The 14,747-nt window shown below is 57.1% G+C and carries 15 protein-coding genes; 13 read left to right on the top strand and 2 right to left on the bottom strand.

The genetic code is table 11. The features are described from left to right. Positions 1-87: 87 nt before the first annotated feature. Complete coding sequence (locus ACQZ5M_RS01240; RefSeq protein ID WP_296076088.1) at positions 88-495, bottom strand: DUF2000 family protein; 408 nt, start codon at positions 493-495, stop codon at positions 88-90. Here ACQZ5M_RS01240 and ACQZ5M_RS01235 point away from each other — a divergent pair. From ACQZ5M_RS01235 to lipA, 11 genes are all read left to right on the top strand, one after another. Continuing rightward, positions 470-1,381 carry an AraC family transcriptional regulator gene (locus tag ACQZ5M_RS01235; RefSeq protein WP_449079179.1) on the top strand — a complete coding sequence of 304 codons (912 nt, stop codon included), beginning with the start codon at positions 470-472 and terminating at the stop codon, positions 1,379-1,381. The two genes, ACQZ5M_RS01240 and ACQZ5M_RS01235, sit on opposite strands and share 26 nt — an antisense overlap. 113 nt (positions 1,382-1,494) lie before the next feature. Continuing rightward, on the top strand, positions 1,495-1,812 hold the full coding sequence (locus tag ACQZ5M_RS01230) for an FtsB family cell division protein (protein WP_296014237.1): 318 nt from the start codon (positions 1,495-1,497) through the stop codon (positions 1,810-1,812). Between the two features lie 152 nt (positions 1,813-1,964). After that, complete coding sequence (gene pdhA / locus ACQZ5M_RS01225; protein ID WP_296038798.1) at positions 1,965-3,011, top strand: pyruvate dehydrogenase (acetyl-transferring) E1 component subunit alpha; 1,047 nt, start codon at positions 1,965-1,967, stop codon at positions 3,009-3,011. A 17-nt stretch (positions 3,012-3,028) separates the two neighbouring features. Then, positions 3,029-4,456, top strand: a complete 1,428-nt coding sequence (locus tag ACQZ5M_RS01220; protein WP_449078922.1) for a pyruvate dehydrogenase complex E1 component subunit beta — start codon at positions 3,029-3,031, stop codon at positions 4,454-4,456. Between the two features lie 15 nt (positions 4,457-4,471). Beyond that, entirely contained in the window at positions 4,472-5,866 is a 1,395-nt protein-coding gene (locus ACQZ5M_RS01215) for a pyruvate dehydrogenase complex dihydrolipoamide acetyltransferase (RefSeq protein ID WP_296076092.1), read from the top strand. 1 nt (position 5,867) lies between these two features. Continuing rightward, a complete protein-coding gene (locus tag ACQZ5M_RS01210) occupies positions 5,868-6,542 on the top strand; it encodes a hypothetical protein (RefSeq protein WP_296076094.1) in 675 nt (224 codons plus the stop codon). After that, complete coding sequence (locus ACQZ5M_RS01205) at positions 6,539-7,183, top strand: SGNH/GDSL hydrolase family protein (RefSeq protein WP_296076097.1); 645 nt, start codon at positions 6,539-6,541, stop codon at positions 7,181-7,183. Before ACQZ5M_RS01210 ends, ACQZ5M_RS01205 begins: the two co-directional genes overlap by 4 nt. Before the next feature lie 63 nt (positions 7,184-7,246). Further along, a complete protein-coding gene (gene lpdA, locus ACQZ5M_RS01200) occupies positions 7,247-8,692 on the top strand; it encodes a dihydrolipoyl dehydrogenase (protein ID WP_296076100.1) in 1,446 nt (481 codons plus the stop codon). Between the two features lie 55 nt (positions 8,693-8,747). Further along, entirely contained in the window at positions 8,748-9,002 is a 255-nt protein-coding gene (locus ACQZ5M_RS01195) for a GlsB/YeaQ/YmgE family stress response membrane protein (protein WP_296014248.1), read from the top strand. 42 nt (positions 9,003-9,044) lie between these two features. Continuing rightward, complete coding sequence (locus ACQZ5M_RS01190; protein ID WP_062427373.1) at positions 9,045-9,293, top strand: GlsB/YeaQ/YmgE family stress response membrane protein; 249 nt, start codon at positions 9,045-9,047, stop codon at positions 9,291-9,293. 35 nt (positions 9,294-9,328) lie between these two features. Then, positions 9,329-10,303 carry a lipoyl synthase gene (gene lipA / locus ACQZ5M_RS01185; RefSeq protein WP_296038811.1) on the top strand — a complete coding sequence of 325 codons (975 nt, stop codon included), beginning with the start codon at positions 9,329-9,331 and terminating at the stop codon, positions 10,301-10,303. A 355-nt stretch (positions 10,304-10,658) separates the two neighbouring features. Here the strand turns inward: lipA and parE are convergent, their stop codons facing one another. Beyond that, the gene (gene parE, locus ACQZ5M_RS01180) at positions 10,659-12,734 is read right to left on the bottom strand and encodes a DNA topoisomerase IV subunit B (protein WP_296076102.1); all 2,076 of its coding nucleotides are present in this window, start codon (positions 12,732-12,734) and stop codon (positions 10,659-10,661) included. A 182-nt stretch (positions 12,735-12,916) separates the two neighbouring features. On the opposite strand from parE, the gene ACQZ5M_RS01175 reads away from it, so the two are divergent. Both ACQZ5M_RS01175 and tpiA read left to right on the top strand, forming a co-directional pair. Beyond that, on the top strand, positions 12,917-13,795 hold the full coding sequence (locus tag ACQZ5M_RS01175) for an alpha/beta hydrolase (protein ID WP_449078921.1): 879 nt from the start codon (positions 12,917-12,919) through the stop codon (positions 13,793-13,795). Positions 13,796-13,932: 137 nt separating this feature from the next. Further along, positions 13,933-14,703, top strand: a complete 771-nt coding sequence (gene tpiA / locus ACQZ5M_RS01170) for a triose-phosphate isomerase (RefSeq protein ID WP_296073865.1) — start codon at positions 13,933-13,935, stop codon at positions 14,701-14,703. The last annotated feature ends 44 nt before the right edge of the window (positions 14,704-14,747 follow it).

The following is a 14,747-nucleotide window of genomic DNA, read 5'->3' as shown; positions in this document are numbered from 1 at the left end:
TGAAAGTAGCCAAGACGCCGCTTAACGCGCAGTTCGCTATTTCGGTCGAGTTATTGCTGTCGCTCTCCGTTGAACGACAGTGCGGCATCAGGGATGCATCTTTGCACCCTTGCAAATCTTGTCGACGATCTTCTTATCGGACCGCAACGCGAGACCAACGAGCTTGGCATTGTCCGGAGTGAACCTGGCAAAGACCTCTCGATTGGCCGCATCGTGACCCGTTGTGAACATCTCTTCGATGTAGGCTGATGCCGTGACATTTCGCTCCAGCGTTCGCCGGTGGATGGTTCTTAGTGTCTCTTGGTCAGCGGTCAGAACCACGATAGGCTGGATGGACATCGGATTGTAGACATTATCAGCGGCATCCCGATATGCTTCGCCGATGATCGCGGGCGATTGAGCGATGATACCGCTTGTCAGAAAAGCGGTGACGTTTAGCTTTTGCCACGTGGCAAGGTCATCGCGAATGATGATCGCGATTTTGGTGTCAAACATGTCTTACTCCTTTGAAGGTATCGAGGACATCGAGCAACTAGCGGTGCAACGGGCGCTGGGTCTTGAACGTTCGTGCGTGGAATTTCAGCCCGGCGTGCGCGTTGTTGCGGAAAGTAGAGGGATCGAGCGGACCGAGGTGCGGTTCCACGGCAATGGGTTTACACCGCATCGGCACGACACCTACGCCTTGGGGCTGACGCTGCATGGCGTTCAGACCTTCCGATATCGCGGGATCGAACGTTTTAGCATGCCGGGAAACGTCATCGTGCTGCATCCTGATGAAGTTCACGATGGCGCAGCTGGAACCGCTGACGGGCTGATCTATCGCATGGTCTACATGCCGCCTGAGTTGATCGGTGCTATTGATGGGTATTCTCGCTCATTGCCATTCGTGCCGGATCCTGTTGTTGCCAATGCGGAGCTCTCCCGTGCGCTCGCCTACATTCTGTCGGACCTCGAGCACGAGCCGGATGATCTGGCCAAGGACGACGCCATTCAACGGATCGGGATGATTCTGGCTTATGAAGCGGGAGAACCTCGCAAGCGGGTTAGCAAGGTCGCGCAATCGGCGGTCTTACAGGCGCGTGACTTTCTTCTCAGCCATAGTGATGAGCCGGTGCGATCTGCTACGCTGGAGGAGATCACCGGGCTGGATCGATACGCTTTGGCGCGGCATTTCAGGCAGGTTCTGGGCACCAGCCCGCACCGCTATCTCGTGATGCGCCGCCTGGGGCAGGCAAAGCAGCTGCTGTTAGCGGGCAACAGTCTGGCGGGCGCTGCAGTGGAAGCAGGTTTTGCGGATCAGGCCCATTTCACGCGGCATTTTCGCGACGCGTTCGGAATGACGCCCGGCCGGTGGTTGGCGCTGCAGGGTTGCGATGACTGAGAATTGCGGTCTTTCCTATGCTGTTGGACATGCCGAAAACACGGTCAACGGATGGTTAAGCAAATGCGGCTATTGTGATTCCAGTAGCGCGTTTGAAGGCAGTTTTTCAGAGTATGTGGACGAAGCATCACAAAAAAAGACGGTTTGGCCGTCTGGTTGTTCCAGCGATCACGGTCGCCTTTCTTTCCTATTTCGGCTATCATTCCATCCATGGTGATTTCGGACTGGAAGCGATGGAGCGGCTTGAGCGTCAGCGCATTGCGCGGACAGCCGAGCGCGACAAGATCGTCAAGACTCGTGTGGCGCTTGAGCGGCAGGTGGAATTGATGAGCGATGGTTCGCTTGAGCGAGATATGATCGACGAGATTTCGCGTTACCAGTTGAATATGTCAAAGCCGAACGAAATCGTCATCATGAACGGATATATGTGATTAACCCGATTTTGGTTAATCATGAAATTTATTTTTAAATACAGTCGTTTACTTAGAATATGTGCCATGCGTTTATGGCATTGCTGTGGCGGCCTTTCTTGAATATGTTACGCGCCGATCCAACCATTCTAATTCAACTCAGGGAGGGATGAATGGCGCCGCGCAAAAACGCGTCTGTATCCGGCCGCAAGACAACGGCAAAGACGCCTGCCAAGGAATTTACCGGCAAGAATTCTCCGGATTTCGGCAAGGACGAAGAACTCCACGCGTATCGCGAGATGCTGCTCATCCGTCGCTTCGAAGAAAAGGCCGGCCAGCTTTATGGCATGGGCTTCATCGGCGGTTTCTGTCACCTCTACATCGGCCAAGAGGCCGTTGTCGTTGGTATGCAGATGTCGCAGAAGGAAGGCGATCAGGTCATCACCGCCTATCGTGACCACGGCCATATGTTGGCTGCCGGCATGAGCCCTCGCGGTGTTATGGCGGAACTGACAGGACGTCGCGGCGGCCTTTCCAAGGGTAAGGGCGGCTCGATGCATATGTTCTCCAAGGAGAAGCATTTTTACGGCGGCCACGGCATTGTCGGTGCGCAGGTTTCGCTCGGTACCGGTCTGGCCTTCGCAAACAAGTATCGCGGCAACGACAATGTGTCGGTCACCTATTTCGGTGACGGCGCTGCGAACCAGGGCCAGGTCTATGAGAGCTTCAACATGGCTGCTCTCTGGAAGCTTCCGATCATCTACATCGTTGAGAACAACCGTTACGCCATGGGTACCTCGACCAGCCGTGCCACTGCACAGTCGAACTACTCGCTGCGCGGTTCCGGTTTCGGCATCCCCGGCGTTCAGGTGGACGGCATGGATGTGCGCGCTGTCAAGGCTGCTGCGGACGAAGCGCTTGAACATTGTCGTTCCGGCAAGGGGCCGATCATCCTGGAAATGCTGACCTACCGTTATCGCGGTCACTCCATGTCAGACCCGGCCAAGTATCGTTCCAAGGAAGAAGTGCAGAAGATGCGCTCCGAGCAGGACCCGATCGAGCAGGTCAAGGCGCGGCTCATGGAGCAGGGCTGGGCGACCGAGGAAGAGTTGAAGGCGATCGACAAGGATGTTCGTGACATCGTGGCCGACAGCGCCGACTTTGCCCAGAACGATCCAGAGCCGGATGTATCCGAGCTTTACACCGACATTCTGCTCTGATCGGGAAAGGGAAAACAATGCCAGTAGAAATTCTTATGCCCGCCCTTTCCCCGACCATGGAGGAAGGCACGCTTTCCAAGTGGTTGAAAAAGGAAGGTGACAAGGTCACCTCCGGCGACGTGATCGCGGAAATCGAGACTGACAAGGCGACGATGGAAGTCGAAGCCGTGGACGAAGGTGTCATCGGTAAGATCCTGATCGACGCCGGTACCGAAAACGTCAAGGTGAACACGGCGATTGCCGTTCTCCTTCAGGAAGGTGAGAGCGCTGACGATCTGTCGTCTTCCGCAGCACCGAAGAAGGAAGAGCCGAAGGCAGAAGCTGCAAGCTCCGGTTCTGACGCCGCCGGCGGCAAGACCCGCGAAGCCAGCGAAGAGCCTTCCGCTTCCAAGGAAACGGCAAAGGCACCTGCCGCACCCAAGATCGAAGTTGCTGCCGATCCGGATATTCCGGAAGGCACCGAGTTTGCGACCCAGACCGTGCGCGAAGCTCTGCGCGACGCCATGGCCGAAGAAATGCGCTCGGACGAAAACGTCTTCGTCATGGGCGAAGAAGTTGCCGAATACCAGGGCGCCTACAAGATCACTCAAGGGTTGCTGCAGGAATTCGGCGCCAAGCGCGTTATCGATACGCCGATCACCGAGCACGGCTTTGCCGGTATCGGTGTTGGCGCTGCCATGACCGGCCTGAAGCCGATCGTCGAATTCATGACGTTCAACTTCGCCATGCAGGCAATCGATCAGATCGTCAACTCTGCTGCCAAGACGCTCTACATGTCTGGTGGTCAGATGGGCGCACCTATGGTGTTCCGTGGTCCGTCGGGCGCTGCTGCCCGCGTGGCTGCTCAGCATTCGCAGTGCTATGCCGCATGGTACAGCCACATTCCAGGCCTCAAGGTCGTCATGCCTTACACGGCAGCCGACGCAAAGGGTCTCTTGAAGGCTGCCATCCGCGATCCGAACCCGGTCATCTTCCTTGAAAACGAAATCCTGTACGGTCAGAGCTTCGAAGTGCCGAAGCTGGATGATTTCGTCCTGCCGATCGGCAAGGCGCGCATTCACCGCAAGGGCAAGGACGCGACCATCGTTTCCTTCGGTATCGGTATGACCTATGCGGTCAAGGCTGTCGCCGAGCTGGAAAAGGAAGGCATCGATGTCGAGTTGATCGATCTTCGCACCATCCGCCCGATGGATCTTCCGACGGTTATCGAATCCGTCAAGAAGACGGGCCGTCTGGTCACGGTTGAAGAAGGCTTCCCGCAGTCATCGGTCGGTGACTTCATCTCCAACCAGGTTCAGCGCGCGGCCTTCGATTATCTCGATGCGCCGATTCTGACGATTGCCGGTAAGGACGTTCCGATGCCTTACGCTGCAAACCTGGAGAAGCTGGCTCTGCCGAACGTTGACGAAGTCATCCAGGCTGTCAAAGCCGTCTGCTACAAGTAAGGGGAGGGCGTTTCGATGCCTATCAACATCACCATGCCTGCCCTTTCGCCGACGATGGAAGAGGGCAATCTGGCCAAGTGGCTGGTCAAGGAAGGCGACAAGGTTGCTCCTGGCGACGTGATTGCCGAAATCGAGACCGACAAGGCGACCATGGAAGTGGAAGCTGTCGACGAGGGCACGGTCGCCAAGATCGTGGTCCCGGCCGGTACGGAAGCGGTAAAGGTCAATGCCTTGATCGCCATCCTCGCCGGCGAAGGCGAAGACGTGGCTGACGCGGCAAAGGGCGGCGATGCTGCTCCTGCCAAGTCTGAAGCGAAGGCTGAAGCTCTCAAGCAGGAAGTCAAGGCCGAGGCCCCGAAGGAAGAGAAGTCTGAAGCGGCTCCCAAGGCTGACAAGCCGGTTGCAGATCAGGCGGCTGCACCTTCAACGCCTGCACCTGTGTCCAAGTCCGGCGAGCGCCTTTTTGCCTCGCCCTTGGCACGCCGCATGGCAAAGGATGCCGGTCTTGATCTGTCTGCTGTATCCGGCTCCGGCCCGCATGGCCGCATCGTCAAGTCTGACGTTGAAAAGGCAGTCGCTTCCGGTGGCGCAAAGGCTGCACCGGCTGCTGCACAGGCATCTGCATCGTCGGCTGGTCCGGCTCCCGCCGCTGCCAAGGGTCCGTCGGACGACAGCGTTCTCAAGCTGTTTGCCGAAGGCTCCTATGAGCTTCTGCCGCATGACGGCATGCGCAAGACCATTGCCTCGCGCTTGACCGAGTCGACCCAGACGGTTCCGTCCTACACGGTTTCGATGGAATGCGAACTCGATGCGATGCTGAAGCTTCGCGCCGAGATCAATGCCTCCGCACCGGTGAAGAAGACCGAGAAGGGCGAGGTTCCGGCATTTAAGCTCTCCGTCAACGACTTCATCATCAAGGCGATGGCGCTTGCGCTGCGTGACGTTCCGATGGCGAATGCCTCCTGGACGTCTACTGCCCGCGTTCTGCACAAGCATGCCGATGTCGGCGTGGCCGTGTCGATTCCGGATGGCTTGATCACGCCGATCGTCCGAAAGGCCGAGGAGAAGTCGCTTTCGGCTATCTCCAACGAGGTCAAGGATCTTGCCAAGCGTGCTCGTGACAAGAAGCTGAAGCCGGAAGAATACCAGGGCGGCACCACATCCGTGTCCAACCTTGGCATGTTCGGCGTTTCATCCTTCACCTCAATCGTCAACCTGCCGCAGGCTTCGATCGTCTCCATCGGCGCTGGCGTCGAGAAGCCGGTCGTTCGCGGCGGCAAGATCGAAGTCGGTACGGTGATGACGGCGACATTCGCCTTCGACCACCGCGTCATCGATGGCGCGCTCGGCGCGGAACTCGCTTCCGCCTTCAAGCGCTACATCGAAAGCCCGATGTCGATGCTGGTGTAAAATGTACCTGAAGACCGTGGCAAAGAAGTCCGATATTCACGTGTCACCGTCTCGCGCGGCAAAGATATCGGCTCGTGCTGCGGTTTTCTCTCTGATGGCTGGGATGATCGGCTTGGTGGCGGCTCTCTCCACCGTGCCGATCTATCCGTTGATACGACATGAGACTGCAGATATCGTCCTGGTTTTTGGAAATGCTTTGGCCTTGGCTACCGTGTTGATATTTGTGACAACGGTCGCGCAGCTCAGAGAGAATGCATCTCACACCGTTAATTTGTGTATGGGGATTGTTTCGGCTGTTTTGGTGGTGCTTCTGGCGTTCTGTTGGGTGGTGATCCAAGTTGGTTCTGCAAGTGGTATCGTTCAACTCGTTGATCGGACCTATATGTTGGCGACGGGTTCAGTCCTTGTCCCCGTTTTAGCTGTGTATTGGTGGGCGATGCGCATCGCTGGCGTCGCAGGAACTCCTGGCCGGTTGGAGAGGTATCTTTTTACCGCTTTATTCTTTTTGCCCGTGGCCAGTCTCCTGGGATTGATCGGTGCGAGAGTGTTGACCGAGAATGTCGGCTTTTTCGAAAGTTTCGGTGGAATTGTTGGCTTGGCGGTCTGCTTTGTCATTCTATCGTTCCACAGGATGGGAGCCCAGGTGGCGGGTTGCAGGAATGGAGTTGTTACGTGAAAACCGTTCTTTGCTACGGCGACAGCCTGACATGGGGATATGACGCCGAAAATCTTGGTCGTCATGCCTTTGAAGACCGCTGGCCAAGCGTGCTGCAAAAGGCGCTGGGCGGTGAGGTCAATGTCATTGCCGAAGGCTTGAATGGGCGCACCACCGCCTATGACGATCATCTGGCCGATTGCGACCGCAATGGTGCAACACTGCTGCCGACGATCCTGCACAGCCATGCGCCGCTCGATCTCGTCATCATCATGCTCGGCACCAATGACCTGAAGCGCGGTATCGGCGCGGGCTCGGCAGTTGGTGCGGTCAAGGGTATGGAGCGGTTGGTCAGTCTCATCCGGCATCACGCCTGGTCCTTCGAGGATCAGGACGAGCCGGAGATCCTGATCGTTTCGCCGCCGCATATTTGCGAAACCGGCAACGAGATGTTTGCGGCGATGTATGCGGGCGCCATCGAACAGTCGAAGATGATGGGATCGCTCTATCGCGATCTCGCAGACGACAAGGGTTGTGCCTTCTTCGATGCGGCCTCCGTTGCGGTGACGACACCCCTCGATGGCGTTCATCTGGACGCTGAAAATACACGTGCGCTGGGACGCGGGCTTGAGCCCGTGGTGCGCATGTTGCTTGGAATCTGATTTGAATTCGATTGACGCAGCGGCGGACTAGTCGCCGTCAAAGAGATAAAGGCAGGACATAAAATGGCTCAATCCTACGACGTCATCATCATCGGCTCCGGTCCCGGCGGTTACGTTACGGCAATCCGTGCGGCACAACTCGGCCTGAAGACGGCGATCGTCGAGCGCGAACATCTTGGCGGTATCTGCCTCAACTGGGGCTGCATTCCCACCAAGGCGCTTCTCCGTTCTGCTGAAGTGCTCGACAATGCCCATCACGCGAAGAATTACGGTCTGAAGCTGGAGGGAACGATCAGCGCGGATGTGAAGGAAGTTGTCGCCCGTTCGCGTGGCGTGTCCGCTCGCCTGAATGGCGGCGTCGCCTTTCTGATGAAGAAGAACAAGATTGACGTCATCTGGGGTGAAGCCAAGCTCACCAAGCCGAATGAAATTGTCGTTGGCAAAATTTCCAAGCCGATCGTGCAGCCACAGAACCCGGTTCCGAAGGGTGTTCTGGGTGAGGGCACTTATACGGCCAAGCACATCATCGTCGCGACTGGCGCGCGTCCGCGTGCGCTGCCAGGCATCGAACCGGATGGCAAGCTGATCTGGACCTATTTCGAAGCGATGAAGCCGGACTTCATGCCGAAGTCCATCGTTGTCATGGGGTCGGGCGCAATCGGTATCGAATTCGCCTCCTTCTATCGCTCGATGGGCGTGGACGTGACAGTCGTTGAACTGATGGCTAACATCATGCCGGTGGAAGACGCGGAAATCTCGACTTTCGCTCGCAAACAGCTTGAGAAGCGCGGCCTTAAGATCATTACCGAGGCCAAGGTTTCTAAGGTTGAAAAAGGCTCGAATTCGATCACCGCCCATGTCGAGACCAAGGACGGCAAGGTCCAGCAGATCACCGCGGATCGTCTTATTTCGGCTGTCGGCGTTCAGGGCAATATCGAGAATCTCGGTCTTGAAGCACTTGGCGTGAAGACGGATCGTGGCTGTATTGTCATCGACGGTTACGGCAAGACCAACGTTCCGGGCCTCTACGCCATTGGCGATGTCGCCGGTCCTCCAATGCTTGCTCACAAGGCAGAGCATGAAGGCGTTATCTGCATCGAGAAGATCGCAGGCGTCCCAGGCGTGCACCCGATGGATAAGGCGAAGATCCCCGGATGCACGTACTGCAATCCTCAGGTCGCTTCGGTCGGTCTGACGGAAGCCAAAGCGAAAGAGCAGGGACGTGAAATCCGCGTCGGCCGCTACTCCTTTGCTGCCAATGGTAAGGCCATCGCGCTTGGTGAAGACCAAGGCATGGTCAAGACCATCTTCGACAAGAAGACCGGCGAGTTGATCGGCGCGCATATGGTGGGCGCGGAAGTGACTGAACTCATTCAGGGCTTTGTTGTAGCGATGAACCTTGAGACGACGGAAGAGGAGTTGATGCATACTATATTCCCGCATCCGACCCTGTCGGAAATGATGAAGGAAAGCGTGCTGGACGCTTACGGACGTGTGTTGAACGCTTGATAATTGCTCTCGTCGCTCCCACTCTCTGAGGGAGCGACATCAAGGGAGAATGATCATGTCGATTGTTACGGAAGCTTGGGTTGTTTTCCTGCTGATCGGCCTGGTGGCCGGTTTCCTCGCCAGCCTCATCGTTGGCGGCGGCGGATTGATCGGTTGCCTCTTGAGTGGCGTCATCGGCGCATTTGTCGGCGGCTATCTGTTCAATGCTTTCGGCATTTCGCTTGGTATTGAAAACGCTCTGGTGGTGCAGATCATTCATGCGACGGTGGGTGCTATCATCGTCACGCTGATTGCAAGGCTCATTGCGTAGGCAGGCTTTTGCAAAGCGGCGGGTTGAAGAAAGGGATTGCGGATGGAAAGTGTGGGCTGGATTGCTGCCATCATTATCGGCGGCCTTGCGGGCTGGCTTGCGGGCAAGCTCATGGATATGCGTTTTGGCATCTTCATGAACATTGTGCTGGGCATTGTCGGCTCCGTCGTCGCCGTTGCGGTATTGCGCACATTCGACGTGTTTGTGGAAGACAGCCGCCTCGGCTACTTCGTCACGTCTTTTCTGGGCGCAAGCCTTCTGTTATTCCTCGCCAAGCTCGTCAGGCGTTAGAGCCGCTTTAGAAGCGGCAGAAGCAGGTTTCTCTCATGGTCACTATTCTCGACAGGATGTCCCAGCCGGACGAAAAGCGTATCCGCCATCCGGAAAAGGCGCATAAGCCCGACACGGAAGTGGCGCGCAAGCCGGAATGGATTCGCGTCAAGGCGCCTACCTCCAAGGGCTACCATGAGACGCGCGAACTTGTCCGCAGCCACAAGTTGGTGACGGTGTGCGAAGAAGCCGGCTGTCCAAATATCGGCGAGTGCTGGGAAAAGAAGCACGCGACCTTCATGATCATGGGCGAGATCTGCACGCGCGCCTGCGCCTTCTGCAATGTCTCCACCGGCAAGCCGAACCCGCTCGATCTCAATGAGCCGGAAAACGTCGCCAAGGCCGTCAAGCAGATGGGCCTTAGCCACGTCGTCATCACCTCGGTCGACCGCGATGACCTCTCAGACGGTGGCGCCGAGCATTTCGAAAAGGTGATATGGGCAATCCGTGCCGCTTCGCCGAACACGACCATTGAAATCCTGACGCCTGATTTCCTGAAAAAGCCCGGTGCGCTGGAGCGCGTTGTTGCCGCCAAGCCCGACGTTTTCAACCACAATATGGAAACGGTTCCCGGCAACTACCTGACCGTTCGTCCAGGCGCACGTTACTTCCACTCCGTTCGTCTGCTGCAACGGGTGAAGGAACTGGACCCCACGATGTTCACCAAGTCCGGCATCATGGTAGGTCTTGGCGAAGAGCGGAACGAAGTCCTGCAGCTGATGGACGACCTTCGCAGCGCCGATGTCGACTTCCTGACGATTGGCCAGTATTTGCAGCCGACGCGCAAGCATCACAAGGTGGAACGCTTCGTGACCCCTGAAGAGTTCAAGTCCTACGAAACGGTTGCCTACACAAAGGGCTTCCTGATGGTCTCGTCCAGCCCGCTAACGCGATCGTCGCACCATGCAGGCGACGATTTCGAACGTCTTCGTGCCAATCGTGAGAAGAAGCTTCTGGCTGCTGCTGAGTGATTGGTCAGCGCTTCACAGCGCTGAGCCGACAACTCTCAGGGATCGTAGGCCAGCCTAGGTATCGGAACGGCAACACCTCATCCGTGATCCCGCACTTGGACAGTGGGATCAAGCGCAATCTCTTCTGTGATCGCGAGAGCCTCATTTCGCATTGCATACACAAGGGGGCTGGGTACCGCCTTGAGGCAAGTATGACGTGTGGGGTGAAGCTCGCGCCGAAAACACGCATCGCAATCTAACTTGGACAGCAACGGTTCAGAGCCGGCCATGACAAACAAGGGTCATCAAGTCTCTGCCAAGGCTTCCTAATGATTTCGATTGCGCGTCGGGTTGGTCAAACCAACCCGACAATCCATCAGATGTCCAAGTTCTCCGCAAAGGCTGCGCGGTCCTGAATGAAGCGGAAGCGAGCGTCGGCCTTTGTTCCCATCAGGTTATCCACCGCTTCCCTCGTGCCTTCGAAATCCACGTCGTCGATTTCCACGCGCAGTAGGGTGCGCTTGGACGGATCCATGGTGGTTTCCTTTAGCTGTGCTGGCAGCATTTCGCCAAGGCCTTTGAAGCGGCTGATTTCGATCTTGCCGCGGCCCTTGAACTCCGTCTCCATCAATTCCGCGCGGTGAACGTCGTCGCGTGCATAGGCAGACTTCGAGCCTTGCGTGATCTTGTAGAGGGGCGGGACGGCCAGATAGAGGTGGCTGCCGCGGATCAGTTCGGGCATTTCCTGATAGAAGAAGGTGATCAGCAGCGAGGCGATATGCGCGCCGTCCACGTCGGCATCGGTCATGATGATGATACGTTCGTAACGCAAATCTTCGTCGCGGTATTTGGTGCGCGTGCCGCAGCCCAATGCCTGGATCAGATCGGCGATCTGCTGGTTGGCGGAAAGCTTTTCACGGCTGGCACTTCCGACGTTCAGGATCTTGCCGCGAAGCGGCAGGATTGCCTGGTTGGCGCGGTTGCGCGCCTGCTTGGCGGAGCCACCAGCCGAGTCACCCTCAACGATAAAGAGTTCAGCGCCTTCGGCAGTGTTCTGAGAACAATCTGCGAGCTTGCCCGGCAGGCGCAACTTGCGCACCGCAGTCTTGCGGTTGACCTCTTTTTCCTTGCGACGGCGCAGACGCTCCTCGCAGCGCTCGATCACCCAGTCCAGAAGCTTGGCGGCTTCGTTTGGATTGCCGGCGAGGTAATGATCGAAGGGATCGCGCAGCGCGTTCTCGACGATGCGTTGAGCTTCGACGGTCGCGAGTTTGTCCTTGGTCTGGCCGACAAATTCCGGCTCACGAATGAAGACGGACAGCATGCCGACCGCCGAAATCATCACGTCATCGGTGGTGATTTCACGGGCACGCTTGTTCTGCGTCAGTTCGGCATAGTTCTTCAGGCCTTTAGTCAGTGCAATGCGAAGGCCAGCTTCGTGTGTGCCGCCCTCAGGTGTCGGGATGGTGTTGCAATAGGAATGGATCTGGCTGTCGCCGCCATACCAGGTGACTGCCCATTCCAGCGCGCCGTGACCGCCAGTCTTTTCCGTTCTCCCTGAAAAGATTTCGCGGGTAACGGTAAAGTCCTTGCCCAATGTGGCGGAGAGATAATCCTTCAAGCCACCTGGGAAATGGAAGACGGCCTTTTCCGGAATTTCGCCGCCAGCGGGCACGAGGCCCGGATCGCAGCTCCAGCGGATTTCGACGCCGCCAAAAAGATAGGCTTTGGAGCGCGCCATACGGAAGATGCGGGCCGCCTCGAACTTCGCGTGCTCGCCGAAGATCTGCGCATCCGGATGGAAGCGCACACGCGTTCCCCGACGATTGTGAATATCGCCCAGTTCTTCAAGAGGACCTTGCGGAATGCCGCGCGAAAAACGCTGGCGATAAAGCTTGCGATTACGCGCCACTTCCACTTCCAACACGTCGGACAGCGCGTTAACGACGGAGACGCCAACACCATGAAGACCGCCGGAGGTTTCATAGGCCTTGCCATCAAATTTGCCGCCTGCATGCAGCTTGGTCATGATGACCTCGAGCGTGGACTTGCCCGGCACTTGTGGATGGTTTTCGACGGGGATACCGCGACCGTTATCGCTGACCGTCAGGAAGCCTTCGGCATCAAGATGCACTTCGATGAAGTTGGCGTGTCCCGCGACCGCCTCGTCCATCGAGTTATCGATGACTTCGGCAAAAAGGTGGTGCAGCGCTTTTTCGTCCGTGCCGCCAATATACATGCCGGGACGCATGCGTACTGGTTCGAGACCTTCCAGAACGCGGATAGACGATGCACCGTAATCATCGCCCGACGACGTGACTGGTGCAGGCGCGGTTTTTGGCTGCGCGACTGCCTTTGCAGCCGGTGCTACAGCGGGTGCAGCTTCCCGCGTTTCTGCCGCAGCGCGGCTGGCTGACGGGAGGCCTGAGAAAAGATCGTTGCTATCGTCCATAGGTCCAGTTCAATCAGATTTTGCCCGGATTTTGTCCATGCGAGCAGACAGGATACAGACACCGGTTTACGTGTCATGCTACTCAAGCAGGGTACAAAGGGCTGATGCTTTACCGTAAAGGATTGCGTTGCGGCAGCCCGGATGGCAAGACTTGTGGCGCAAATGAAACGGTTCCTCAAGGCATGTCCACAGCTCTTTTCACCTTTTGTACTCTTTTCTGCCTCTCTGTTGCAGCGATGCCCGCCAGCGCTCAAACCAGCGGCCCGCTGAAACCTTTCAAGGACGATCTGTTTTCTGCCCAGACCGTGTTGTCGACGTCGGATAAGGGTTCGTCCCAGGTTATCGAGTACCAGGAGATGCGCGATATCAACGGGCGAGACGAAATTCCAGAGCAGCGGGTGAAACGGCAATATGTCGATCTCGCGCCGAAAAGCCTTCAGGAGCTGGAAACGATTTCCGTCGGAGGACGCTCTATCGATGTGGGACGCGTCGGACGGGCGAGCGGCCAGGCGTTTACTGTGATCTTCATACACGGCCGGGGTGGGGATCGGCGGCTTGGCATGAAAGACTATACGTTCGGCGGCAATTTCAATCGACTGAAGAACCTCGCTGTCGAAAATGGCGGCACCTATTATGCGCCGAGCGTCAAGACCTTCGATCAGAATGGCGTAGCCGACGTCTCGGCGCTGATTGCCGATGCCAAAGCGAAATCCGGCGGCAAGCCTGTCATTCTGGCCTGTGCTTCCATGGGGAGCTTCATTTGCTACGGCATCAGCCGCGATGCGATCGCAGCTGGCGACCTTAAGGGGATGGTTATTCTCGGCGGCGCGGTAGACCCCGATTTTTCCAAGAGCGCATTGATAAAGGCGAAGAAGCCCGTTTATTTTACGCATGGAAGCTTGGACAAGGTGTATTCCGCCGATCAGCAGGCCTCTATTTTCCGGGCGCTGTTGAAGGCCGGTGTGCCGACACGCTTCACGCTTTTCCAGACAGGCACCCATGGAACGCCAGTCCGCATGACCGACTGGCGCGCGGTTCTTAACTGGATCTTCGTGCATTAGGCTGGGACTACCATCGCTCAAGACAGGGTTTGTACGAAATTCACCAAATTTCGAACCGAAACCTTGCTTTTTCATCCAATTTCCTATCGCTGTTATCTGAGAAGAACCCGCAAACAATCAAGAGGAACGACTGCTCTATGACCCCAGATATTCGCCCGCTCGTCGCTGGAAACTGGAAGATGAACGGAACGCGCGCCTCGCTCGATCAGATCAAGGCGATGGCCGAAGGGGTAAAGGGACCGCTCGCGAAAAAGGTCGAGGCGCTGATCTGCCCGCCTTCGACGCTGCTCTATGTCGCGACTGCGCTTTGCGAAGACAGCCCTTTGAAAATCGGCGCGCAGGATTGCCATCAGAATGCGTCCGGCGCTCATACGGGCGACATTTCTGCGGAAATGATTGCGGATTGCTTCGGCACACATGTGATCGTGGGACACTCCGAGCGCCGCACCGACCATGCTGAGACGGACCACCTGGTGCGCGCTAAGGCCACGTCTGCCTACGTGGCCGATCTAATCGCTATAATCTGCATCGGCGAGACGGCGGAGCAGCGCAAGTCGGGCCAGACACTCGATGTGCTGAAGCGTCAGCTTGATGGGTCCGTGCCTGATGACGCGACCGCCGCCAACACGGTGATTGCCTATGAGCCCGTTTGGGCGATCGGAACAGGGCTGACTCCAACCGTTGATGACGTGCGAGAAGCCCACGCCTTCATGCGTGATGAACTCGTGAAGCGCTTCGGCGGCGAGGGCAAGGGCATGCGCATTTTGTATGGTGGCTCAGTCAAGCCGTCCAACGCCCTGGAGCTAATGGGCATCGAGAATGTTGATGGCGCGCTGATCGGCGGTGCGAGCTTGAAAGCGTCCGACTTCCTGTCCATCTATGCAGCTTACGAACAGTTGACGGCCTGATTTTTTCAGAAAAGCTGCCAGGCTTTCGGTCCCCGGGGGCTTGG

The organism is Rhizobium sp. 22-785-1, from assembly GCF_053521965.1.
The sequence above is the reverse complement of the archived record's forward strand: the minus strand, read 5'-3'. Positions and strand labels throughout refer to the sequence as shown.